Source organism: Bradyrhizobium sp. SZCCHNRI3052 (assembly GCF_032484895.1).
GTDB lineage: Bacteria > Pseudomonadota > Alphaproteobacteria > Rhizobiales > Xanthobacteraceae > Bradyrhizobium.
The window spans coordinates 255,485-278,987 of the sequence record NZ_JAUETW010000005.1 but is presented as its reverse complement, the minus strand read 5'-3'; the positions used below and the strand labels follow the sequence as shown (position 1 = coordinate 278,987).

The following is a 23,503-nucleotide window of genomic DNA, read 5'->3' as shown; positions in this document are numbered from 1 at the left end:
AGTCGCAGCCGCCCCTGCTCTATTCGATCGGGTGACCGATGACAATCGCAAGCTCGCGCACCAGGCGGTCCGACACCTGGCCCGTTACCGGCAGCTTGCGCTCGCGCTCGAACTTCTGGATCGCGGCCAGGGTGTCGGAGCCGACCATCCCCGTCGGCTTCAACTGGCCATAGCCGTATTCGGTCAGCGCACGCTGGACCGCGGCGACACGACGGACATTGCCGCCCTGCTGCGTCGGCTGCGGACGCGGCACGTTGCCCTGACCGCCGCTGACCGAGCGGACGAGATCGGCCAGAGGATCGGCATATTTCTGATCCGGACGCGGCTCGGTGGCGCGCTGCTCGACCGCCCTCTGCTCCGCCGCCCTGGTTTCAGCGGGCCGCGTCTCGATCACCTTCGGATCCAAAGGCGAGATGTCCATCGGCCGGGGCCGCGGCAGCGGATTGGAGCTGGTCAGATGGGGCGGAATGGTCACAATCGAGCCGAACATCGGCGCCGGATGCGGTCCTGATTGCAGGAACACGGCATTGACGATGATGGCGCTGCCAGCCGCGCAGGCCAGCAGGCCCGCAAACAGATCCTTCGGGCTGTAGAGCATGGCCCGCAGCAGCCAGCCGCGCCCCTCCGCCACGTCGACGACGGCCGCAGCCGCAGCGGAACGCTTGCGACGGCGCGGCGGCGCCGGATCATCCTCTGCAGCTCGTCTAGGCACTCTTCTTCACCTGCATGACCTGCCCTGGCTGGGCGGAGCGTGAGGGTGACAGCGGCGTGACGGTGGCGCCCGCAGCGGCCTCGGCCACGAAGTTGATCGGCAGCGCGATCGTGACCGTGGTCCCCTCGTCGATCTTGCTTTCTATCGACATTTCGCCGCCGTGCAAGGTCACGAGGCTCTTGACGATCGACAGCCCGAGCCCGGTTCCCTCGTGACGGCGCTGGTAGGTCTTGCCGGCCTGGAAGAACGGATCGCCGATGCGCTTGAGATCATCGGCGGCGATGCCGACGCCGGTGTCGGTGATTCGCAGCAGCAGGCGCGCGCCGTCGACGCCAGCCGAGACTGTGACATGGCCGCCGCGCTCGGTGAACTTGATGGCATTGGAGACGAGGTTGAGCACGATCTGCTTGAAGGCGCGCGGATCACCGGTGACCATCGGCAGGTCCTGCGGCACGTCGGCGGACAGATCGACACCGTTCTCGCGCGCCCGCAGCGCCAGCAGGTTGCAGCAATTGATAAGCGCCACTCGCGGCGCAAACGGCTCCGGCGTCAGCTCGAAATTGCCGGACTCCATCTTCGACATGTCGAGGATGCCGTTCACGACCGACAGCAGATGCTGGCCGGAATCATTGATGAGCTGCGCATATTCGCGGCGCCGCGCCGCGTTCAGCACCAGCACCTGCTCCTGCATCAGCATCTCGGAGAAGCCGATGATGGCGTTCAAGGGCGTGCGCAGCTCGTGGCTCATGGTGGCGAGGAATCGCGTCTTCGCGGCGTCGGCGCGCTCGGCGGCGCTGCGCGCCAATTCGAGCGCCTGCTCCTGCAGCTTGCGATCGGTGACGTCGCGCATGACCGCGACCACCTCCTGCTCCGACCCGCCCGGCGCCACGCCGATGCGGTCGAGCGGGCGGCAACGCATTTCGACCCAGATGAAATCGACCGGATGATGAAAGCCGCGGCCCTCGCCCGGCGCATCGCGGCGCAGGCGGAACTCGACACTCGAGGCTTCGCTGCCGCCCGCCGCTTCCGACAGCGCCGTGAGATAGGCCGGCCGGTCGGCGACATGGACCCGTTCGAACAGGCCGTGGCCGTGCAGCTGCGCGACCGGCGCGCCGAGCAGCGTCTCGGCCGCCGGCGAGATGAACATGACCGCGCCGTTGCGGCGGTGACGGGAGATCACGTCGCTCATATTGCGCGCGAGCAGGCGATAGCGCTCCTCCTCCATCGACAGCAGCGTCACGCTGGTGCGCGCGAGCGTGTCGGCGGCAAACGCGAGCACGGCCGCATAGAGCGTGGCTGAGGCGACGCCGAACGCGAGCAGCCCGGTGCGCAAGGCGGGGTTGGTCTCGGGCTTCGGCAGCCAGCCGAAATGACCGATGAGGATCAGCAGCAGCGCGCAGCACAGTGCGAGCCCCGCGGAGAACACGACGACGCGGCGCGAGGCCGAGAACGAGGCTTCCAGGGGGACGACGATCAGCCACACCGCGGCAAAGGATTCGATGCCGCCGGTCTCGATCGACACCGCCATGATCAGCGCCGACAGTGCCAGCGACGACAGCGCGCAGGCGCTCTCGTAGCGGCCGGTGCGCGACAGATACCAGGACAGCAGAATGGGCGCGATCAGCCAGGACAGCGCGCCGACCTCGAGCGCGCTCGGCGCACCGCGCATCGCGAGAAAGGCAGGAAACACGGCGAAGGCGGCGAGGCTGCCCAGCAGGCGCGGCGCGATGAAGGCGCGATGGCGCGCGCGCGTCATCGCATCAGTTCGAGCCGATGGATGCAATAACGCATCGAGACAATCGCGGATGATACTCAACACACTCACGGCTCTCGCGCCTCGGCCTGTCGGTGGTTCTCACAAAGAGAACGCGCCGGGACGCCCCCTGTCGTCGGAAGTCACCGTGTCAGACTCGCATTAAGCGAACGCTAAGGGCCAGACTGCGGTGAGCCCGCCATTCGGCCGGGATGGTGAATGCATCGTTTCCGGCCGGGCCTGCGGTTGCGAAAGCGGCGCGATCTACAGCCGGTTGCACGGCGCGTGCGCCCGGCGCCAATGAAAAATTTACTCCGAAAAAAATCCAGCGCCCGACTTCGCGAAATCTCAACCAATTAAGCCCAATGCAAGCAGTCGCGACATAGAACAATCAGCTGCGATCCCGTTGCGCGACTTGAGCACGCGAGATCAGCAGCACGGTCGGGGTTGCGTGATGTTCTTTCTGCTTCGGATGGCATTCTGGCTCGGACTCGTGCTGGTGCTGCTGCCGCGCGAGAAGAGCCCGGACGCCGACAAGCTGCCGCAGATCAATGCGCACGAAGCCGTGCAGGCCGCGACCGCGGCCGTCTCCGACATGAGCCAGTTCTGCAAGCGCCAGCCGCAGGCCTGCGAGGTCGGCGGCCAGGCCGCGACCGTAATCGGCCACCGCGCCCAGGAAGGCGCGCGCAAGATCTACCAGATCATCACCGACAAGTCCGACGCCGCGGAGAAGCCGGCCGGCGCCGACAAGTTCATCGGCCCGGTGAAGCCGGCCAGTCTCGACAAGCGCGGCAACGATCACACCGGCTCGATCGACGCCCCCGTGCTCGAGGAGATTCCGCCGGGTGACGCGCCGGCCGATACGCTCTCGGCCGACGATCTCGCCGCCGAATGGCATCTGCCGCCGACGCCCTGAAGCGACGGAACCGACTGTCGCTTTCGTCCTCCCGAACGCCTATATGAAGGCCGACATCGGGACCGAAGAGCATCATGACGATCGACGACATCCGCGACAATTTCGCCCTGCTGGACGACTGGGACGACCGCTACCGCTACGTGATCGAGCTCGGCCGCACCCTGGCGCCGATGCCAGAGGACGAGCACTCCGCCGCGAACAAGGTGCAGGGCTGCGCCAGCCAGGTCTGGCTGTCGAAGCACGTCGATCACAGCGGCGCCGTGCCCGTGCTGAACTATCTCGGCGACAGCGACGCCCACATCGTTCGTGGTCTGATCGCAATTCTGCTGACGCTGTATTCCGGGCGGACTCCGCAGGAGATCATGACCATCGATGCGCCCGCGGTGTTCGACGAACTCGGGTTCCGCGAGCATCTGACGCCGCAGCGCTCCAACGGCCTGCGCTCGATGGTCGAGCGCATCCGCGCCGACGCTCGCGAGGCGCTCGCCACGGCGTCCTGATCGGTTCGGCTACTTCTCCCGCTCGGGCCGCTGCTGGCCCAGGCCCATCTTCTTGGCGAGCTGCGAGCGGGTGACCGCGTAGTTCGGTGCCACCATCGGATAGTCCGGCGGCAGGTTCCATTTGTCGCGATATTGTTCCGGCGTCATGTTGTACTGCGTGCGCAGATGTCGCCGCAGCGACTTGAAGCGCTTGCCGTCCTCGAGACAGACCAGATAGTCCGGGTGAATCGATTTCTTCACCGGGACCGCTGGCCGCGCCGGCTCCGGCGCGGGCTCGCTTCGTCCCGCTGCGACCCGCGTCAGCGCCGCATGCACCTGGCTGATCAGAGAGGGAATCTCCGCCGCCGGTGTCGGGTTGTTGCTGAGATAGGCCGACACGATGTCGGCCGTCAGATCGATAAAGCTCTTGCCGACCGCTTCGGTCATCGAACCCTCATCCCGCTCCGCCCTGCGACCGTCGATCGCAAAGTATCCCTCGATCGCAAGTATCACTCGCGCCGAGTGGCAGCGTTGTCTCGCGATTCTGCAAGCAATATGGGCAAATGACTGGCAAAATAACAAGATAGTGAGGACTTCTTCTTGAGAAGTCTGTCACCCGCCAAGTACTGCGTACCGTACGCCAGCCGAATTCAACCTGACCGTGTGATCCGGCCGCGTCAGGTCCGGCCTTCGAGATGGGTGCGCAGCTCGTCGATCGACGCAAAGCGCATCATCCCTTCGGGCATCTGCGCCTCGATCGAGCCGTCGGAATAGAGCGAATAGGCCATCCCATCCACCACACCCGACTTGACGATGCTGACGGCCGGCGCGTCCAGGTCCTTCGGCTCAGGCAGCGGCGGGGTTGGCTCGGGTTCGACGAAGGCCGGCGCGGCCCGCGCCAAGCGCCGCGGGAACGGCGGGCGCAGAGGCTCCGGCGTCCGCTCCGGTCGAGACCAGCCGTCCGACGGGCCCGACTCGGTCGCGGCAGGCTCGTCCAGCGGCATGGGCGGCGGTGCGCCGAGGGGCGGTGACCGGAAATCCGTCGGCAACGGCTCGGCGCCGCGCTTCTCCGCGCGCTCCCGTTCCCGCCGCGACGACGACGCAAACAGCAGGTTGCGCTTGGGCCGCTCGGCGGGTTCGGCTGGCGGCTCGTCCGGCGCCGGCAAGGGCTCGGAGGCGCGCAGCGAGCCTGACAAAGGAGACGAGGACAGAGGCGACGACGACAACCCCGAGGACAGGGGAGACGACAGGTCCGGCATGCGGGGACGCGGACGTGGCGAGCCCCCCTCGCGCCAGACGTCCTCCGTCGGCGGCACCGGGGCGGTCTCAAAGTCGGTCTTGCTGGCGCCGAGCGGGAGCTGCAGAGGCTTGGCCTCGGACTCGGCGCCCGGACCCGACCTCAGCCGGCTCGAAATCACCTTCAGCTCGCTGAGGACGGCCGCCAGTCCGAACAGGATCAGCCCGCTGCAGACGCCAAGGGTCCCCGACAGGATCAGCGTATTGCCGACGCTGAACTCCTTGACCGGAATTCCCCAGGCGATCGCCCCGAGCCCGGCCAACACGGCGAGGGCTCCGGCGGCCAACATTGCACTCATCATCGAACTCATCCCCTAATGCGCCGGTTCCGGACGGTGTCCCGACCGAAATCACATTAGATAGCTGCGGTTGCGCGCGTCCTTGAATCCGGTTTCTAGTCCAAATCCGCGACAATTTGCAGCGGAAGTTCGGCCAATCCTGCTGAAGTTCTCGTCCGCCGTGCAGCCATCGTCATGATGTCGCCACAATATACATCGGCCAACCCTCGGCATTCATTGAGGTTCCTCCCGGGCTCTTCCGGCCCCTGTGGTTCAGCGGGCGTTCATTTGACTGTGCCAATATGGCGCTCAGCAGCCGAAATTCGGGTCCCCGCTGCGCTGCGAGAAGCATACCTTCCCATAATTCCGACACCTCGGAAGCCGGGACGCGCTATACGGAGGCGGGGAACACAGGCCTGAAACGCGGAAGCGGGGTCGCCAGGGGACGCCGGGTCACACTCAGCCATGACAACGATAACCACTTCGGTTCTTGAGACCCCGACGCGGCGGTCCCTCGAGCGGACGTATGACGATCTTGCACTGTTCGTGCTTGCCGCGGTCGCGGTGGTGGCCGGACTGACCTTCCGGGATTACGGCCTCGGCTGGGACGATTACACCCATGCCGAATATGCCGATCTGTTGCTGCGCATGTACGGCTCCGGTTTCAGGGACCAGGCGGCGCTGTCGTTCGCCAACCTGTATATGTACGGTGGCGGCTTCGACATGGTTGCAGCCCTGCTGCACAAGATCCTGCCGCTGGAATTGTTCGAGACGCGCCGGCTGGTCGGGGCCGTCGTCGGGCTGATCGGCCTTGGCGTGACCTGGCGCCTGGCGCGTCGCATCGGCGGTCCGGTGGCCGGCCTCGCCGCGCTGCTGCTGCTGGCGCTGTGCCCGATCTTCTACGGCCACATGTTCATGAACCCGAAGGACGCCCCCTTCGCGGTCGCCATGGTGGTGCTGCTGATGGGTCTCGTGCGCCTTGCCGAGGAGTACCCCTACCCCTCGCCGCGCACCATCCTGATCCTCGGCCTCGGCTCCGGCTTTTCGATCGGCTCCCGCATCCTGGGCGGCATGGCTGTCGTCTATGCGATGGTCGGCTTCATGCCGCTGTTCTTGGAGGAGTACCGCACGCAAGGGCCGCGCGAGACGATCCGCCGCTTCGCCCACGTGCTCTATGTGCTGATCCCCGGCCTGATCCTGGGCTACCTGATCATGGGGCTGATCTGGCCCTGGTCGATCATCGAACCGGCCAACCCGTTCCGGGCCCTGACCTATTTCTCGCACTTCTTCGAGAAGCCGTGGAAGGAGATGTTCGACGGGGCGCTGGTCTCGGTGCCGGACATGCCCTGGTCGTATTTGCCGACGCTGTTCGCGCTGCAACTGCCCGAACTGATGATCGCGCTGTTCGTCGCCGGCGTCGTGGCCTCGATCATGTCGCTGTCGCGGCCCGACGTGCCGGCGCGCCGGAAGAGCATCCTGCTGATGCTGACGCTGGCGGCGACGCTGCCGATCCTGATCGCGATCGTCAAACGCCCGGCGCTCTACAACGGCATCCGCCACTTCGTGTTCGTGATCCCGCCGATGGCGCTGCTCGGCGGCATCGCCTTCTCCTGGCTGCTGTCGTGGCTCAACGCCGACGAACGCCGCAGCTGGCAGCCGGTGGCAATCGCCGCGTTCTGCTTCGGCCTGCTGCTGCCGCTGGCGGAGATGATCCGGCTGCATCCCTATCAGTACACCCACTTCAACTTCATCGCCGGCACCGTGCGCGAGGCCGACACCCGATTCATGCTCGACTATTGGGGGCTGGCGCTGAAGCAGGCCTCCGACGGGCTGAAGGAGCAGCTCGACGAGCGCCAGGAGGTGCCGCCGATCGGGCACAAATGGAAGGTCGCGGTCTGCGGCCCGCAGCGGCCGGCCCAGGTCGCGCTCGGCCCCGATTTCACCATCGGCTGGGACAGCCACGCGGCCGACTTCGCCATGACGCTCGGCGAGTTCTACTGCAAGGGACTGACTGCCCCTGTCATGGTCGAGATCAAGCGCGACGACGTCGTGTTCGCCCGGGTCTACGACATCCGCGGCCGCAGCATCTCCAGCCTGCTGTCGATCCCGGCGCCGTGAGCGGCCTGCTCAGCCGCGCGACATGACTGCTCCCCCTGCCCCGCGCCTTGTCGCGCGGCGGCGGGCCGCCTAGGCTCGGGTCAGCCCTGGAAATCGGAGAATGCCATGTCGCCCGCCGAAGCGCGCCTCAAGGAAGTGCCGTCGAACATGACCGAGGCCGAATGGTCGCAGCGGGTCAATCTCGCCGCCGCCTACCGCCTGGTGGCGCTGTTCGGCTGGGACGACCTGGTGGACACTCATATCTCGGCCCGCGTGCCCGGCCCCGAGCATCACTTCCTGATCAACCCCTACGGCCTGCTGTTCGAGGAGATCACCGCCTCCAGCCTGATCAAGGTCGACCTCTACGGCAATCAGTTGTCCGAGAGCGAGTACAGCATCAATCCCGCCGGCTTCACCATCCATTCCGCGATCCATGAGGTCCGCGAGGATGCCGGCTGCGTGATCCATCTGCACACGCTCGACGGCGTCGCGGTGTCGAGCTGCGCCGACGGCCTGCTGCCACTGAACCAGATTGCGCAATACGTGACCCACGACCTCGCCTATCACGACTACGAGGGCGTGGCGCTGGACCATGACGAGCGGCCGCGGCTGCAGCGCGACCTCGGCAGCAAGAACAACATGCTTTTGCGCAATCACGGCACCCTGACGGTCGGCCGCTCGGTCGCCTCCGCCTTCGAGCGCATGTATCACTTGGAGCGTGCCTGCTCGATCCAGGTCCGCACGCGCACGCTCGGTCCCTCGGCCTATCCCGTGCGCGACGAGGTCATCGACAAGAATGCGAAGCTGTTCGACAACGAGGATCGCGTCGAGCTGCGCTCCACCCAGCTGGTCTGGCCGCCGCTGCTGCGCCGGCTCGATCGCCTCAATCCGGGCTACCGGAATTGATTGTCGCCCGCTGATCGGTTAGTCTGAACCCATCACCCTCTACGCTTTTCGGAATGAAACGCCGCCCAATTCCGGGCGGCGTTTTTATTCGTGCGATGACGTGCCCCGTCAGCAGCATCCTGCCCGAGCCATGCCCTGCCGCTCGGACGGGCCGTGCAGTTGCTGCAATTCCTCGGCCAGCCGCCGCTCGACGAAGCGCCGCTCGTGCTCGGCAAGGCGGGTGGCGAGCAGCTTGCGATAGCGCCGCACATTGGCCTCGCGCGAGAACCGCAGGCGGGCGGCGGGCCGCATCCTGCCGCTCGCGGCGCTGTCCATCGCGGCGCCATCGGCTTCGACATCGACGCGCGGAACGATGCGCATGGCTGCCCCGCCGCGTGGGCGCGGCGGCTGATCCTCGCGGTCGAGCTGACGCAGCGCGCCGAGCACGTCGGCCAAATAAAGCGGCCTGGCGATACCCGGGATCTTGCGCAGGCCCGGCTGCGACTCGACAGCATACATGTCCGACGCCCAGGACGACAGGATCAGCCGCTTCTCGGCCAGTGACAGCTTGCGGTCATTCAGCAGGTCCGCCGGCGACTCGTAGTGCGAGACCGGATGGAATCCGGCACTGCCCGCGGTGATCGAAAAACGGTGCTCGCTCATGGCGTCTCTCCTCTTCCACTCCTTTCACCAGAGACAGATGCTGCTACGGCGCGGGCGACACGTCGCCCGCGCCCTAGCTCGAACAAGGCGTCAGGCCGCCTTCTGCTGCGCGATCTTCTCGACCGGCGCCGTGCCGATGGCGATGCGGCGCGGCTTCATCGCCTCGGGAATCTCGCGCACGAGCTCGATCCGCAGCAGGCCGTTGTCGAACGCCGCGTTGGTCACCTGCACGTAGTCGGCGAGATTGAACTGCCGCTTGAACGGCCGCGACGAGATGCCCTGATAGAGGTATTCGCGGGTCTCCTTGTCGCCCTTGCGTCCTTCCACCGTGAGCACGTTGTGCTCGGCGGTGATGGACAGTTCGTCCGGAGCGAAGCCCGCCAGCGCCAGCGAAATCTGGTAGCGGTCGTCGCCGATCCGCTCGATGTTGTACGGGGGATAGTGGTCCTCGACCGCGCGCTGGGTCTCGTCGAGCAGGTCGAACAGACGGTCGAAGCCGATGGTCGAACGCCACAGCGGAGAGAAGTCGTAGGTCCTCATAGCCAAGTCCTCCTAGGAGCAAGATGGATACGAAGGAGCGCCGAGCCGATGCGGACTTCAAAGTCCCGGAGATGTCCGAGTACCAAGAGACTTCTGAGTACCAGACAACCGGTCAGCGCCCAGATTTCGACCGGGCCCTGATGGCACCCGGCGCCGCCGAAGCGGCAGCAGACGAATTAGAAAAGCCGGCATCCATTTCAAGAGGAACGGATCGATTTTTTTGTCGCAGCCTTTTCGCAGCGCAATACCCGTCAGGCGGCCACGGCGGACAGCCGCTGCAGCCGCATCGTCGCCTCCCGGAGCACGCTGACCAGCCGGTCGCGCTCGCGCTGATCGATGTCGCCACGCGACAACACGGCCTGGCAGTGCGCCACCACGCGTTGCTCGCTCTCGATCAAAAACCGCGTCAAGCGACGGGGATCGCCCATGCTCATGACGGAGGTCGGGTTGGGCGGCGGATGATCGTATTGCCAGGCTGGCATGATCGGGCCTGCGAGCTCGCGCTGCTGATGAGACCGGGCGGCGCGGCAGCGCTCAACCACACCTCCCGTCGACCGTCGGTCCGATCACAGCCGGCTCACTGAACGCAATTGTGGCCGGTTCTGGACGAACTGCGATCGCCAACCTGATTGATAGCTGCCCGTTGTGGCCGATCCACGACCGCACAGGGCAGCGATCAGTTGTTTGTAGATATTTCCTTCAGGCAGCCGGGGCTGGCTGCGGCCAGCCCCGGCTTCATCAGATCAGAAGTCCATCGACGGCGCGGCCGCGGCGGCGTCCGCCTTCTTCGGCTTGTCGGCCACCAGCGCCTCGGTGGTGATCAGCAGCGAGGCGACCGAGGCCGCATCCTGCAGCGCGGTACGGACCACCTTGGCGGGGTCGATCACGCCGGCCTGCACCAGATCCTGGTACTCGCCGGTCGCGGCGTTGAAGCCCCAGCCATAGGCATCCTTTTCCAGGAGCTTGCCGACCACCAGCGAGCCGTCCTCGCCGGCGTTCTGCACGATCTGCCGCACCGGCACCTGGATGGCGCGCCGGACGATGTCGACGCCGGCCTTCTGGTCGGCGTTAACAGTCTTGACGCCGTCGAGCACCTTGGTGGCGCGCAGCAGCGCGACGCCGCCGCCGGGCAGGATGCCCTCCTCCACCGCGGCGCGGGTCGCATGCAGCGCATCATCGACGCGATCCTTGCGCTCCTTGACCTCGACCTCGGTGGCGCCGCCGACCCGGATCACCGCGACGCCGCCGGCGAGCTTGGCCAGCCGCTCCTGCAGCTTCTCGCGGTCGTAGTCGGAGGTGGTCTCCTCGATCTGCAGCCTGATCTGCTGGGTGCGCGCCTCGATGTCCTTCCTGGCGCCGGCGCCGTCGACGATCGTGGTGTTCTCCTTGTCGACCACGACCTTCTTGGCGCGGCCGAGCATCGACAAGGTGACGTTCTCCAGCTTGATGCCGAGATCCTCGGAGATCGTGGTGCCGCCGGTGAGGATCGCGATGTCCTCCAGCATGGCCTTGCGGCGATCGCCGAAGCCCGGCGCCTTGACCGCGGCGATCTTCAGGCCGCCGCGCAGCTTGTTGACCACCAGCGTCGCCAGCGCCTCGCCCTCGACATCCTCGGCGACGATCAGCAGCGGCTTGCCGGACTGCACCACGGCTTCGAGCAGCGGCAGCATGGTCTGCAGGCCCGACAGTTTCTTCTCGTGGATCAGGATGTAGGGATCCTCGAGCTCGACCCGCATCTTCTCGGAATTGGTGACGAAGTACGGCGAAACGTAGCCGCGGTCGAACTGCATGCCTTCGACCACCTCGAGCTCGGTGTCGAGGCTCTTGGCCTCCTCGACCGTGATCACGCCCTCATTGCCGACCTTCTGCATGGCCTCGGCGAGGAAGCGGCCGATCTCGTTGTCGCCATTGGCCGAGATGGTGCCGACCTGCGCGATCTCGTCATTGCTGGTGATCTTCTTGGCGTGCGACTTGAGATCCTTGACGATCGCGTCGACGGCGAGATCAATGCCGCGCTTCAGATCCATCGGGTTCATGCCGGCGGCGACCGACTTCGCGCCTTCCTTGACGATGGCCTGGGCGAGCACGGTGGCGGTGGTGGTGCCGTCGCCGGCGAGATCGGCGGTCTTCGAGGCCACCTCGCGCACCATCTGCGCGCCCATGTTCTCGAACTTGTCCTCCAGCTCGATCTCCTTGGCGACCGTCACGCCGTCCTTGGTGATGCGCGGCGCGCCGAACGATTTCTCGATCACGACGTTGCGGCCCTTGGGACCGAGCGTGACCTTCACGGCATTGGCGAGGATGTCGACGCCGCGCAGCATGCGATCGCGCGCGTCGGTCGAAAACTTCACGTCCTTGGCAGCCATGTTCGTCGTCTCCTTTCTCTCGATGACTGTCAGTTGAGGGAATCACGCAGCCTTCTTGGCCGCGACGGGCGTGTCGATGATGCCGAGCAGATCGCTCTCCTTCATGATCAGCAGATCCTTGCCGTCGATCTTGACCTCGGTGCCCGACCATTTCCCGAACAGCACCCGGTCGCCGGGCTTGACGTCGAGCGGCACCAATTGCCCCTGCTCATTCCGCGCGCCAGGACCCGCGGCGACGATCTCGCCCTCCTGCGGCTTCTCCTTGGCGGTGTCGGGAATGATGATGCCGCCCTTGGTCTTCTCCTCGGCATCGATACGGCGCACGAGCACGCGGTCGTGCAATGGACGGAAATGCATGCACATCCTCCTTTACAGATCAGCGATGTCATAAGCCTCGGGTCCCATCAGGCCCCCGAGCGAGCAACGACCTAGGAAAGCCGAACTTTTCGTTCAAGAGGGTCACGTAAATTTTTTGGCACTCTCGGGGAACGATTGCCAGTGCGGCTCTTGAACCGGGCCGGCCGCTTTCCCAGTTCTGTCGTCGCCAAAAAATCCTGATCGCGCTTGTTGGGGATCACGATGCAGCTTCCGCCTTTTCTCCGGGCCGTCCTGGCGCCTGCCATTCTGCTTTGCCTGATGACCGGGCCTGCCTTGGCCCAAATTCCCGATCTCAAGCTCGGCCGGGTGCCGACGCTGGCCCCGCTGGTCAAGGAAGTGACGCCCGCCGTCGTCAACATCTCGGTCGAAGGCAAGGTCCGCCAGGACAATCCGCTCTACCAGGACCCGCTGTTTCGCGAGTTTTTCGACGTCCCCAAGCAGGTCGAGAAGCAGATCAGCGCCACCGGCTCGGGCGTCATCGTCGATGCGCAGCGCGGCTACGTCATGACCGCCAATCACGTCGTCGAGCACGTCACGACAGCGCAGATCCGAACCAAGGATGGCCGCAAATTCGCCGCCCGCCTGGTCGGGCGCGATCCCGCCACCGATATCGCGCTGCTGCAGATCAGGGACCCTATCGACCTCAAGGCCATCGCGCTTGGCGACAGTGATGCGCTCGAGGTCGGCGACTTCGTGATCGCCGTCGGCAACCCGTTCGGTCTTGGCCAGACCGTCACCTCGGGTCTCGTCAGCGCGCTCGGGCGAACCGGCCTCGGCAAGCAGGGCTACGAGGATTTCATCCAGACCGACGCCGCGATCAATCCCGGCAATTCCGGCGGCGCGCTGATCAATCTGCGCGGCGAGCTGGTCGGCATCAACACCGCGATCATCTCGCCCGGCGGCGGCAATGTCGGCATCGGCTTCGCCGTCCCGATCAACATGGCGCGGCGGGTGATGGAGCAGCTCGTCGCCAACGGCCGCGTCGATCGCGGCCGCATCGGCGTGACCCTGCTCGACCTGGATGCGCCGGCCGATGGCCGGATTCAGGGCGCGCGCGTCGCCGACGTCACCGTGGGCTCGCCGGCCGAACGCGCGGGACTGCGCAAGGGCGACATCATCGTGAAGGCGAACGACATGCCGGTGCGCAGCGCCACGCAGGTGCGCAACCTGATCGGCCTCACACCGGTCGGGCAGCGCGTCCGTCTCGTGTTCGAGCGCGACCGCGCGCTCGGCAATGCGACGGTGGAGGTCGCGCCGGTCACCGAAGAACGTGCGCGCGCGAGAACCTCGGGCTGAGAATTCAACTTCAGTTCGTTGTTAGCTGCGCATACCACGTGGAGTAAATTTTTACCGTGCATCAAGCATGCAGCGAGACGCCGATACCTCTCTAAACGCCTGTTAAGTGCTATCGCGCTTATTGCAACCCCGCGGAGGTATTGAAATGCGGGGTGATGGTTTGGCGTTCAGTTTGCCACGCTGGCGCGTGACGCGCTGGCTGGCCGACCCGGGATATCCGGTGTCATCAGATATCCGCCGCGCGTTGACGCGTGAGCTCTACGGCTGCTGGTCGGTGTTCGCCGGCGGCGCCATCAACACCGTTGCTGTCGCCGCAGCGCTCGCACTGCGTACGCCGAGCCCGCTCTTCATCACCTGGTTCGTGCTCGAAGTCGCGATCTGCCTGTCGCGGCTGATCGTGATGATGATTGCCTACCGCCGCGCCCGCGAGCGGCTGGCGACGCCGACCGACATCCACATCCTGCTGTCGGTGGCCTGGAGCGCCAGTGTCGGCTTCGGTGTCGGCATCAGCCTCGCGTCGGGCGACTGGGTGGCCGCGTCACTGACCTGCATCTCCTCGGCCGCCATGGTGGGCGGCATCTGCTTTCGCAATTTCAGCGCGCCGCGCTTGGTCGGCACGATGATCCTGTTCAGCATCGGCCCCGTCATCCCCGGCGTCGCGACGTCGCATGAGCCGTTGTTGTTCGCGATGTATCTGCAGATGCCGGTCTACTTCCTCGCCATGACCGGCGCGGCGTTCCGGCTCAACAAGATGCTGGTGGCGGTCATGCAGGCCAAGCGCGAGAGCGACGAGCGGGCGCGGCTCGATCCACTCACGGGCTTGCGCAACCGCGCCGGCCTGATCGATGCACTGCAGAGCAGGCTCGACGCCGGCGGCGATCGCAGCTTCGCCGTCCTGTATCTCGATCTCGATGGCTTCAAGCCGGTCAACGACACCTTCGGTCACGCCGCAGGCGACGAGCTGCTGAAGATCGTCGGCCGGACGCTGCGGCAGACCGCCTCTCGGGGCGACGTCATCGCCCGGATCGGCGGCGACGAGTTCGTGGTGCTCGCCGGCGATCCTGCGCTCGACCACGCGCTGGCGCTCGGCGAGCGCATCATCGAGGTGATGACCTCGCCGATGGCCCTGCCGGGCGGCGCGCATGTCCAGATCGGCATCAGCATCGGCATCGCCGTCGCGCCCGAGCACGGCACCGATCCGGAAGCCCTGCTGTTCGCGGCGGACGCCGCATTGTATGAAGCCAAGTCGAGCGGGAAATCCTGCTGGCGATTGGCCTCAGCCGAGGCCAATCTCGCAGCGCTGCGCAAGATCGCCGGCGGCGATCTCGCGGCGAAGTCGGTCGCCAGCGCGGCTTGAGCTCGGCCTCGTGCAAAACAATCAGCGCCGTCGCGGTCGTAGCCCGGACGAGCGCCTGCACTACCGTGGCATCTCCGCGAGCGCGGCGAGGATGCGGGCCCAGGAGCGGATGCCCTTGTGGTAGCTCTTGAGGTCGTATTTCTCATTCGGCGAATGGATGTTGTCGTCGTCGAGACCGAAGCCGACCAGCAGTGAATCGAGACCGAGCGTCTTCTTGAAGTCGGTGACGATCGGGATCGAGGCGCCCGAGCCCATCAGGATGGTCTCCTTGCCCCACTCCTCAGTCAACGCCTGCTTGGCAGCCGCCAACGGCTTCATGGTCCAGTCGAGCGCGATCGCAGCGCCCGCCGAATGATCGCCGAACTCGACCGAGCAGTCGCCGGGGATGCGCGCCGACACGTAGTCGCGGAAGGCCTTGCGGATCTTCAGCGGGTCCTGGCCCTCGACGAGGCGGAACGAGATCTTCGCATGCGCCAGCGACGGAATCACGGTCTTGGAGCCCTCGCCGATATAGCCGCCCCAGATGCCGTTGATGTCGCAGGTCGGCCGCGACGAGATTTGCTCGATCAGCAGACGATCCTTCTCGCCGGCGGGGATCGACAGGCCGATCGGCTTGAGGAAGCTCTCGGGCGTCAGGTTGAGCTTCTTCCACTGCTCCAGGACCTCCGGCGGCACATCCTTCACGCCGTCATAGAAGCCGGGGATGGTGATGCGCCCGTCGGCGTCGAACAGGCCGCCGAGGATCTCGGTCAGCACGCGGATCGGATTGCGCGCGCCGCCGCCGAACACGCCGGAATGCAGATCGCGATTGGCGGCCTTGATCTTCACCTCTTCATAGAGGAGACCGCGCAGCGAGGTCGTGATCGCCGGCGTGTTCGGATCCCACATGCCGGTGTCGCAGACCAGCGCGAAGTCGGCCTTGAACTCGTCCTTGTTCGCTTCGAGGAATGGCACGAAGTTCTTCGAGCCGACCTCCTCCTCGCCCTCGATCAGCACCGTGATGTCGAGCGGCAGCGATCCCGTGACCTTCTTCCAGGCGCGGCAGGCCTCGACGAAGGTCATCAGCTGGCCCTTGTCGTCCTCGGCGCCGCGCGCGACGATGATCTTGCGGCCGTCGGCATGGTCGGCGACCACGGGCTCGAACGGCGGCCGATGCCACAGCTCGAGCGGATCGACCGGCTGCACGTCGTAATGGCCGTAGAACAGCACATGTGGCTTGGCCGCGCCATGGCCGTTGCTCTTGCCGACCACGGCCGGATGGCCGGCGGTCGGCCGCACTTCGGCGGCGAAACCGAGCGTCGCAAGATCCTTGGCAAGATGGTCGGCTGCTGCCTTGCAATCCCCAGCGAAGGCCGGATCGGCCGAGATCGACTTGATCCGGATCAGCGCAAACAGCCGCTCCAGACTATTGTCGAAGTCGGCGTCGATGTGGTCGAGAACGGATTGAAGCTGCGCATTGGCCATGGCCACCGGATCCTTCGCATGTAACGGCTATCGGCCCGCTTGTAGCTCCGTTGCGCGGTCCGGGCCAGCCTCATGCAAAGGCAGCAAATGCCGCCTGCCCCCCAATCGGCGCAGATGACATGACAAGGCCATCACGCCGACCGGGAACACGACACCATATCAACGCCGCAGCAGTCCACCTAGCGCGCCACGCACGAGGGAGCGGCCGATCGAACTGCCCAAGGAGCCGCCGACCTGCTTGCCGAGATCGGCCGCGATCCCGCCCACCACCTTGTCGGAGACCGAGCGGGCGACGTTGCGCGCGATCACCTGCGTGGTCGAGAGCTGGCCGCGCTTGACGTTGGTGCCGAAGATCGTCGCGGCGATGTCGCCGATCTTGCCGAGCACGCTGCCGGAGGAGGCTTCCGTCGTCGCGGCGGTTCCGCTGATCCGCTTCTGCAGCAGCTCGTAGGCGGACTCGGCGTCGATCGCGGTGTCGTATTTGCCCTTGACCGGGCTCGCGGCGATGATCGCCTTGCGCTCCTCCGGCGTGACGGGTCCGATGCGCGCCGACGGCGGCCGGATCAGGACGCGCTCCACCATCGCCGGCGTGCCGTTGCCCTCCAGGAACGACACCAGCGCCTCGCCCTTGCCGAGTTCGGTGATCACCTTGGCGGTGTCCAGCTTGGGATTGGGGCGGAAGGTGTCGGCGGCCGCGGCCACCGCCTTCTGATCGCGCGGCGTGAAGGCGCGCAGCGCGTGCTGCACGCGATTGCCCAATTGCCCGAGCACCCGGTCCGGAACATCGAGCGGATTCTGCGTGACGAAATAGACGCCGACACCCTTCGACCGGATCAGCCGCACCACCTGCTCGATCTTGTCCATCAGCGCCTTCGGCGCATCGTTGAACAACAGATGCGCCTCGTCGAAGAAGAACACCAGCTTGGGTTTGGCGAGATCGCCGACCTCCGGCAGCTCCTCGAACAGCTCGGACAGCATCCACAGCAGGAACGTCGCGTAGAGTCGCGGGCTCTCCAGCAACCTGTCGGCGACGAGGATGTTGATCATGCCGCGGCCGTCGCGGTCGGTCTTCATGAAGTCGGTGAGCATCAGCGCCGGCTCGCCGAAGAACTTCGTGCCGCCCTGGTTCTCGAGCACGAGCAACTGCCGCTGGATCGTGCCAACGGTCGCGCGCGTGACATTGCCGAACGACTGCGCCGCCTTCCGGATCGGCGCCAGCGGATCGGCCTCCGCATCCGCCCCCTTCTTGCCGGCCTCCGGAATGATAGCGTCGAGCAGCGCGCGCAGATCCTTCATGTCGATCAGGGCGAGGCCGTTCTCGTCGGCCACGCGAAACGCGACGTTGAGCACGCCTTCCTGGACATCGTTGAGGTCGAGCATCCGCGCCAGCAGCAGCGGTCCCATCTCGGTAACGGTGGCGCGCACCGGATGGCCCTGCTCCCCGAACACATCCCAAAATACCGTCGAGAACTGATCGGGCTGATAGGTGAGGCCGAGCTCGGTGGCGCGCTTGAGGATGAAGTCCTTCGCTTCGCCGGTCTGCGAGATGCCCGAGAGATCACCCTTGATGTCGGAGGCGAAGACCGGAACACCGGCACGGGCAAAACCCTCGGCCATCACCTGTAGCGAGACTGTCTTGCCGGTGCCGGTCGCGCCGGTGACCAGTCCATGGCGATTGGCAAGCGCAAGCGTCAACCAGGCCGGCTGCTCGCCGGCACCCACGAAGATCTTGTCGTCGGTATCAGCCACGGGTTTTCCGGATGGTGCCATGATGATCCATCTTTCGAGAGAGAATGTTTCGCATCACACGTGGTGCGGAGCATCGCGCGCGATAACATAGTTGAGTTTCGCGAATTGGAACCAGCGTCAGGGTGCTCACCTCTTCGCACGGCACGCACTCTTCTTAGCATTGGTGCTGCGCGATGCGCACGTTTGATCCGTGGATTCAACATCCGGTCTTGCATCGCTGCAACAGTTCATCGTCGATCGCGAATCGATTCGCGCACCGAGCCGGCTCCTCGCTTGTAATTCACGGATCGTCCGATCAAGATGAATTCAGCGAGAGGACATCCGGTCGTGGGGGACCGGATGAGACGGGGTTCACATGAACGAGTTGATTGAGCCGCTGGCCAGAACGGCCGGCATCAGTAAAGTCGTGGCTGAAATCATCGGCATCGGGCCTGACTTCCTCAGCGGCAATGGACGGCAATGGCAGGCGCCGCAGCCGTCAGCCGGTGAACTTTTTGCGTTCGGCCGCGACCAAATCGAAGCCGATCAGTTGGCACGATCGCGACAGGCACACCCGGCCTGAGCCCGGTTGCCCCAAGCCCGACCGCCCGGGCCATATCACCTGAAGCACCTTCGCGCGCGCCGAGTATCATGACATATCCGATCACCGAACTCGAAGGCATGACGACCTTCTATGCCGCCAAGCTGAAAGCTTTGGGCATCCGGACCACCGACACATTTCTCGAAGCCGCCCGGACCGTGAAAGGGCGTAAGGCGCTCGCCGCCAAGACCGGCATCAGCGAGCAGCAACTGCTCGATTGGGCAAACGCCGCCGATTACATGCGCATTCCCGGCATGGGCAAGGCCAAGGTCTGCCTCGTCCGCGCAGCCGGGGTGACCACCGTGCGCGAGCTGGCGCACCGCAATCCCGCCCGGCTGGCGCAGAACATCAAGGAAGTGAACACCCGGCGAAAACTGGTTCGGATCCTGCCGTCGGAGAAGTCGGTCGGCCAGTTCATCGAAAGGGCGCGCCGGCTGGAGCCGAAGATCAGCTATTGACCAGCCTCTAGATTGACCGTGCTTGTGCGGTGCGACACCTTGACTTGAGGGTGGCAACCGCGCAAAGCGGCGCCTATGAGCGCCATTTCGCCGCACTCCGCCCCGGACCTCGCGTCGAGCCACCCGCTGCTGCGGAGCTGGCTTTCGCGTCCATTCCCGGCGGTGATGGGCATTCTCAACGTCACACCGGATTCGTTCTCGGACGGCGGCCGTTTCGATGCACCGGAACGCGCCATTGCGCAGGCCGAGCGCTTGATCGCGGCCGGCGCCGACATCATCGACATCGGTGCCGAGTCCACCCGGCCCTACAAGGGCGCGGTGCCGGTCACGGCCGAGGAGGAACTGGCGCGCCTGCAGCCGATCCTGCCCGCGGTCGTCGCACTCGGCGTGCCCGTGTCGATCGACAGCATGAAATCTCAAGTTGCAGGCTACGCGCTGGACCATGGTGCTGCGATCGCCAATGATGTGTGGGGTCTGCAGCGCGATCCCGCGATGGCCGATGTCGTCGCCGCGCATGGCGCGCCGATCGTGGTGATGCACAACCGTGCTGCCGTCGATCCGGAGATCGACATCGTCGCCGACATGATCGGCTTCTTCACGCGCTCGCTCGACATCGCGGCCAAGGCCGGCATTCCCCGTGGGAACATCGTGCTCGATCCAGGCATCGGCTTCGGCAAGACGGCGGAGCAGAGCATGATTGCGCTGGCCCGGCTCGATGCATTCGCATGCTTCGGGCTGCCGCTGCTGGTCGGCGCATCGCGCAAACGTTTCATCAGCACCGTGGTGGCGTCGGAGCCGCAGGAGCGGCTCGGCGGCTCGATCGCGGCGCATCTGATTGCGGCTCGGCGCGGTGCTGCAATCATCCGGGCGCATGACGTCGCCGAAACGGTTCAGGCCGTACGCGTGGCCGCGGCAATCGAGGCACTGCGATGACCGATACGATCTTCATCAAGGGCGTTCTCATCCACGCGCGTCATGGCGTGATGGAGCATGAGAGCGAGGTCGGCCAGCGCTTCGTGATCGACCTCGAGCTCTACACCGACCTTTCGGACTCCTCGCGCAGCGACCGCCTCGCCGACACCGTGTCCTATTCCGACGTGGTGGAGACGGCGACGGCGGCGTTCAAGGACTCCAACTACCGCCTGCTCGAACGCGCGGCCGGCGCGGTGGCCGATGCGATCCTGTCGACCTTCGCCCGCATTCGCGCCGTCAAGGTCACGGTGCACAAGCCGCATGCGCCGATCGCCGCCATCTTCGAGGATGTCGGCGTGGTGCTGATGCGCTCGCGGCATCCATGACGGCGATGGCGAGCGCGCTGGTTGCTCTCGGCGGCAATGTCGGCGACGTCAGGGCGACGTTCCGGCGCGCCATTCCGGAGATCTGTGCACGCGCGTCGGCGGCGCTTGTCGCGCGCTCGTCCGACTACATCACGCCGCCATGGGGCGAGGAGCAGCAGCCGCCCTTCATCAATGCCTGCATCGAGATCGCGACCGCGATGCCCCCACGGCCGCTGCTCGGCGTTCTGCACGCGGTCGAGCGCATGTTCGGCCGCAATCGCGCGCAGGAGACGCGGTGGGGTCCGCGGACGCTCGACCTCGATCTGATCGCCTACGACGATTTCGCGATCGACACCCCCGATCTCACCCTGCCGCACCCTCGGCTGTTCGAACGCGGCTTCGTGCTGGTACCGCTGGCCGAGATCGTGCCGGCGCGACGGATTGCCGGCCGCCGCGTCGATGAGGCCGTGCTCGCCGTTTCGCGCGACGGAATCCGGTCGTTGCCGTCAGCCGAATAGCTGACATCTCCGGCCAAACAACCGTTTGGCTTGGCCGTCCTGACGTGGCATTTTGCGCCACAACAATCGCGATAACAGACGCCCGGGAGACGCGATCCGCATGACGACCGAGACCGACAATCTGCGACTGGCCGCCGATTTTGCGCCGGCCGGCGAGGCGGACTGGCGCAAGCTGGTCGATGGCGTGCTGAAGGGCGCGGCTTTCGAGAAGCTGGTCGGCAAGACCTATGACGGACTCGAGATCCAGCCGATCTATCCGCGCGCCAAGCATGCCGCGCCGGTCGCAGGCCGCGCACCATCGGCGCCGTGGCAGATCATGCAGCGCGTCGATCATCCCGATCCGGCCAAGGCCAACGCGCTGGCGCTGCTCGACCTCGAGAACGGCGCGACCGGCTTGTCGCTGGTGTTTGCCGGCTCGAACGCCGCGCATGGCTTCGGCCTCGCCGCCAGCGCCGACGCAGTGGCGCGCGCGCTCGACGGCGTGCATCTCGATGCTGCGATTGCAATCGAATTGCAGCTCGGTGAATCGGTCTCGCCCGCCTCGCTTCTCGCCGACTACGTCAGGCAGCGCGGCGTCAAGGCCGCTGGCTGCGACATCCGATTCGGTCTCGATCCCATCGGGGATGCCGCCAGTCGCGGCGCAATCTCACATGGCGCATCGACGCTCGGCGGCAACTCGGGCGCGCTGGCCAAGCAACTGCACGAGGCCGGCTTCAAGGGCCCGTTCTTCGCCGCGGACGGCCGGGTCGTGCACGACGCCGGCGGATCGGAGGCGCAGGAGCTCGCTTTCGTGCTCGCCTCCGCCGTCGCCTATCTGCGGGCGCTCGAAGCCGAAGGCATCGCGCTCGAGACCGCGCGCGGCATGATCTACGGCCGGCTCGCCGCCGACACCGATCAGTTTCTCACGCTGGCGAAATTCCGCAGCCTGCGTCGGCTGTGGGCGCGCATCGAGGAGGCCTGCGGCCTGGCGCCAAAGCCGCTCTTCATCTCGGGCGAGACGGCGTGGCGCATGCTCACCCGGCGCGATCCTTACGTGAACATGCTGCGCGCAACGATTGCGACGTTCGCGGCCGGACTCGGGGGCGCCAACGCCGTGACAGTGCTGCCGCACACGGCCGCACTCGGCCTGCCCGACGCGTTCGCGCGCCGTGTCGCCCGCAACACGCAATTGGTGCTGCTGGAGGAAAGCAATCTCGCCCGCGTCGCCGATCCTGCCGCCGGCGCCGGCGGCATCGAGGCACTGACGAGCGAGTTGTGCAGCGCCGCCTGGGCACTGTTCCAGGAGATCGAGAAGGCCGGCGGCGTCGTTGCGGCGTTGCAGGCGGGCCTCATCCAGACCAAGGTCGCCGCGGTGAAGCAGGCGCGCGATGCCAACATCGCCAAGCGGCGCGACGTGCTGACCGGCGCCAGTGAGTTTCCGAATCTCAACGAGGCCGAAGTCGCCGTGGAAGCGGTCGCCCCTCTGGCCGCGCCGCTGGCGGCCAAGGCTGCGCTCAGCTTCGCACCGCTCACGCCGATCCGCCTCGCTGAAGGATTTGAGCGGCTGCGTGACCGCTCCGACAGCCGGTTGAAGAGCCAGGGACAGCGCCCCTCGGTCTTCCTCGCCAATCTCGGCACCGCCGCCGACTTCACCGCGCGCGCGACCTTCGTCCGCAGCTTCTTCGAGGCCGGCGGCATCGCCGCGATCGACGGCCAGGGCGGCGCGGATCCGGCCGCGCTCGCCGATGCATACCGCGCCTCCGGCGCCGCGATCGCCTGCCTCTGCTCGTCCGACAAGGTCTATGCCGAGGCCGCGGTTCCGGCGGCCAAGGCCCTTCAGGCCGCGGGCGCACGACATATCTATCTGGCAGGCCGGGGCGGCGAGCGGGAAGCTGCGTTGCGCGAAGCGGGCATCGGCAGCTTCGTGTTCGCCGGCGGCGACGCGCTGAAGACGCTCGAGGACGCCTATACGCATCTGGAGTGAGCATGACCGACGACACCAAGCCTCTCCTGACCGGCGGCTGCCAATGCGGTGCCGTCCGCTTCGCGTTCAAGACCACGCCGAACAAGGTCAGCATCTGTCATTGCCGGATGTGCCAGAAAGCCTCCGGCGCGCCGTTCGCCTCGTTCGCTGAGATCGACCGCGAGCACTTCGCCTGGACGCGCGGTCAGCCCGCCGCGTTCCGTTCATCCACGATCGCCGAGCGCTTCTTCTGTCCCGCCTGCGGCACGCCGCTCGGCTTCGGGCGTATTGATGGGCCGCGGATCGAGATCATGACCGGCAGCTTCGACCGGCCGGACCGGGTGGTGCCGACGCGACAATATGGCTCGGAGTCGCGACTTGGCTGGGTGGTCGCGATCGCCAATCTGCCGAGCCAGACGACACAACAGAACTATGGACCGGAGAAGATGGCGACCATCGTCAGCCATCAGCATCCGGACCACGATTGAGACGAGGACGC

24 protein-coding genes are annotated in these 23,503 nt (G+C 66.0%); 13 read left to right on the top strand and 11 right to left on the bottom strand.

The annotated features are described in order from the left end of the window. Positions 1-19: 19 nt before the first annotated feature. Positions 20-712 (bottom strand): peptidoglycan-binding domain-containing protein, encoded by a 693-nt coding sequence (locus tag QW887_RS17110; RefSeq protein ID WP_316194721.1) that lies wholly within the window; start codon positions 710-712, stop codon positions 20-22. After that, on the bottom strand, positions 705-2,468 hold the full coding sequence (locus QW887_RS17105) for a PAS domain-containing sensor histidine kinase (protein WP_315828257.1): 1,764 nt from the start codon (positions 2,466-2,468) through the stop codon (positions 705-707). The genes QW887_RS17110 and QW887_RS17105 overlap by 8 nt, the downstream gene beginning before the upstream one ends. Before the next feature lie 451 nt (positions 2,469-2,919). On the opposite strand from QW887_RS17105, the gene QW887_RS17100 reads away from it, so the two are divergent. Beyond that, a complete protein-coding gene (locus QW887_RS17100; protein WP_315753074.1) occupies positions 2,920-3,381 on the top strand; it encodes a DUF5330 domain-containing protein in 462 nt (153 codons plus the stop codon). Positions 3,382-3,455: 74 nt separating this feature from the next. Continuing rightward, on the top strand, positions 3,456-3,881 hold the full coding sequence (locus QW887_RS17095; RefSeq protein WP_315753075.1) for a SufE family protein: 426 nt from the start codon (positions 3,456-3,458) through the stop codon (positions 3,879-3,881). Between the two features lie 9 nt (positions 3,882-3,890). On the opposite strand, the gene QW887_RS17090 is transcribed toward QW887_RS17095, so the two are convergent. After that, positions 3,891-4,307: a MucR family transcriptional regulator gene (locus QW887_RS17090; protein WP_315716114.1), complete on the bottom strand. Its 417-nt coding sequence runs from the start codon at positions 4,305-4,307 to the stop codon at positions 3,891-3,893. A 230-nt stretch (positions 4,308-4,537) separates the two neighbouring features. Continuing rightward, on the bottom strand, positions 4,538-5,458 hold the full coding sequence (locus tag QW887_RS17085; protein ID WP_315716113.1) for a hypothetical protein: 921 nt from the start codon (positions 5,456-5,458) through the stop codon (positions 4,538-4,540). Between the two features lie 441 nt (positions 5,459-5,899). Between QW887_RS17085 and QW887_RS17080 the strand changes: the two genes are divergently transcribed. Together QW887_RS17080 and QW887_RS17075 are read left to right on the top strand one after the other, a co-directional pair. Continuing rightward, a complete protein-coding gene (locus QW887_RS17080) occupies positions 5,900-7,552 on the top strand; it encodes a glycosyltransferase family 39 protein (RefSeq protein ID WP_315716112.1) in 1,653 nt (550 codons plus the stop codon). A gap of 105 nt (positions 7,553-7,657) precedes the next feature. Then, entirely contained in the window at positions 7,658-8,437 is a 780-nt protein-coding gene (locus QW887_RS17075; protein ID WP_315768135.1) for a class II aldolase/adducin family protein, read from the top strand. Positions 8,438-8,545: 108 nt separating this feature from the next. On the opposite strand, the gene QW887_RS17070 is transcribed toward QW887_RS17075, so the two are convergent. The 5 genes from QW887_RS17070 to groES form a co-directional block, all read right to left on the bottom strand. Beyond that, a complete protein-coding gene (locus QW887_RS17070) occupies positions 8,546-9,079 on the bottom strand; it encodes a hypothetical protein (RefSeq protein ID WP_315768137.1) in 534 nt (177 codons plus the stop codon). A gap of 90 nt (positions 9,080-9,169) precedes the next feature. Then, entirely contained in the window at positions 9,170-9,619 is a 450-nt protein-coding gene (locus QW887_RS17065; RefSeq protein WP_315716109.1) for an Hsp20 family protein, read from the bottom strand. A 251-nt stretch (positions 9,620-9,870) separates the two neighbouring features. After that, positions 9,871-10,101, bottom strand: a complete 231-nt coding sequence (locus QW887_RS17060; protein ID WP_315716108.1) for a hypothetical protein — start codon at positions 10,099-10,101, stop codon at positions 9,871-9,873. 261 nt (positions 10,102-10,362) lie between these two features. Continuing rightward, positions 10,363-11,985 (bottom strand): chaperonin GroEL, encoded by a 1,623-nt coding sequence (gene groL, locus QW887_RS17055; protein WP_315716107.1) that lies wholly within the window; start codon positions 11,983-11,985, stop codon positions 10,363-10,365. 42 nt (positions 11,986-12,027) lie between these two features. Further along, positions 12,028-12,342 carry a co-chaperone GroES gene (gene groES / locus QW887_RS17050; protein ID WP_008961795.1) on the bottom strand — a complete coding sequence of 105 codons (315 nt, stop codon included), beginning with the start codon at positions 12,340-12,342 and terminating at the stop codon, positions 12,028-12,030. A 222-nt stretch (positions 12,343-12,564) separates the two neighbouring features. Between groES and QW887_RS17045 the strand changes: the two genes are divergently transcribed. Together QW887_RS17045 and QW887_RS17040 are read left to right on the top strand one after the other, a co-directional pair. Then, on the top strand, positions 12,565-13,659 hold the full coding sequence (locus QW887_RS17045) for a trypsin-like peptidase domain-containing protein (protein ID WP_315753079.1): 1,095 nt from the start codon (positions 12,565-12,567) through the stop codon (positions 13,657-13,659). A gap of 145 nt (positions 13,660-13,804) precedes the next feature. Next, positions 13,805-15,016, top strand: a complete 1,212-nt coding sequence (locus QW887_RS17040; RefSeq protein WP_315768141.1) for a GGDEF domain-containing protein — start codon at positions 13,805-13,807, stop codon at positions 15,014-15,016. A 60-nt stretch (positions 15,017-15,076) separates the two neighbouring features. Here QW887_RS17040 and QW887_RS17035 read toward each other — a convergent pair whose 3' ends face one another. Together QW887_RS17035 and QW887_RS17030 are read right to left on the bottom strand one after the other, a co-directional pair. Beyond that, positions 15,077-16,480: a M20/M25/M40 family metallo-hydrolase gene (locus QW887_RS17035; RefSeq protein ID WP_316194720.1), complete on the bottom strand. Its 1,404-nt coding sequence runs from the start codon at positions 16,478-16,480 to the stop codon at positions 15,077-15,079. Positions 16,481-16,639: 159 nt separating this feature from the next. After that, a complete protein-coding gene (locus tag QW887_RS17030; protein ID WP_315828251.1) occupies positions 16,640-18,250 on the bottom strand; it encodes a helicase HerA-like domain-containing protein in 1,611 nt (536 codons plus the stop codon). Positions 18,251-18,584: 334 nt separating this feature from the next. Here QW887_RS17030 and QW887_RS17025 point away from each other — a divergent pair, with 334 nt between their 5' ends. The 7 genes from QW887_RS17025 to QW887_RS16995 all read left to right on the top strand — a co-directional run bounded on the left by QW887_RS17025 (position 18,585) and on the right by QW887_RS16995 (position 23,492). Continuing rightward, positions 18,585-18,791, top strand: coding sequence for a hypothetical protein (locus QW887_RS17025; protein WP_316167043.1), 207 nt, complete (start codon positions 18,585-18,587; stop codon positions 18,789-18,791). A gap of 68 nt (positions 18,792-18,859) precedes the next feature. Then, a complete protein-coding gene (locus tag QW887_RS17020; RefSeq protein WP_316194719.1) occupies positions 18,860-19,267 on the top strand; it encodes a DUF4332 domain-containing protein in 408 nt (135 codons plus the stop codon). Positions 19,268-19,342: 75 nt separating this feature from the next. Continuing rightward, entirely contained in the window at positions 19,343-20,200 is an 858-nt protein-coding gene (gene folP / locus QW887_RS17015; protein ID WP_316167045.1) for a dihydropteroate synthase, read from the top strand. Continuing rightward, positions 20,197-20,565, top strand: a complete 369-nt coding sequence (gene folB / locus QW887_RS17010; protein WP_315828249.1) for a dihydroneopterin aldolase — start codon at positions 20,197-20,199, stop codon at positions 20,563-20,565. Before folP ends, folB begins: the two co-directional genes overlap by 4 nt. 5 nt (positions 20,566-20,570) lie before the next feature. Further along, the gene (gene folK, locus QW887_RS17005) at positions 20,571-21,062 is read left to right on the top strand and encodes a 2-amino-4-hydroxy-6-hydroxymethyldihydropteridine diphosphokinase (protein ID WP_316194762.1); all 492 of its coding nucleotides are present in this window, start codon (positions 20,571-20,573) and stop codon (positions 21,060-21,062) included. Between the two features lie 100 nt (positions 21,063-21,162). Beyond that, on the top strand, positions 21,163-23,025 hold the full coding sequence (locus QW887_RS17000; protein WP_316194718.1) for a methylmalonyl-CoA mutase subunit beta: 1,863 nt from the start codon (positions 21,163-21,165) through the stop codon (positions 23,023-23,025). 2 nt (positions 23,026-23,027) lie between these two features. Further along, complete coding sequence (locus tag QW887_RS16995; protein WP_315716096.1) at positions 23,028-23,492, top strand: GFA family protein; 465 nt, start codon at positions 23,028-23,030, stop codon at positions 23,490-23,492. The last annotated feature ends 11 nt before the right edge of the window (positions 23,493-23,503 follow it).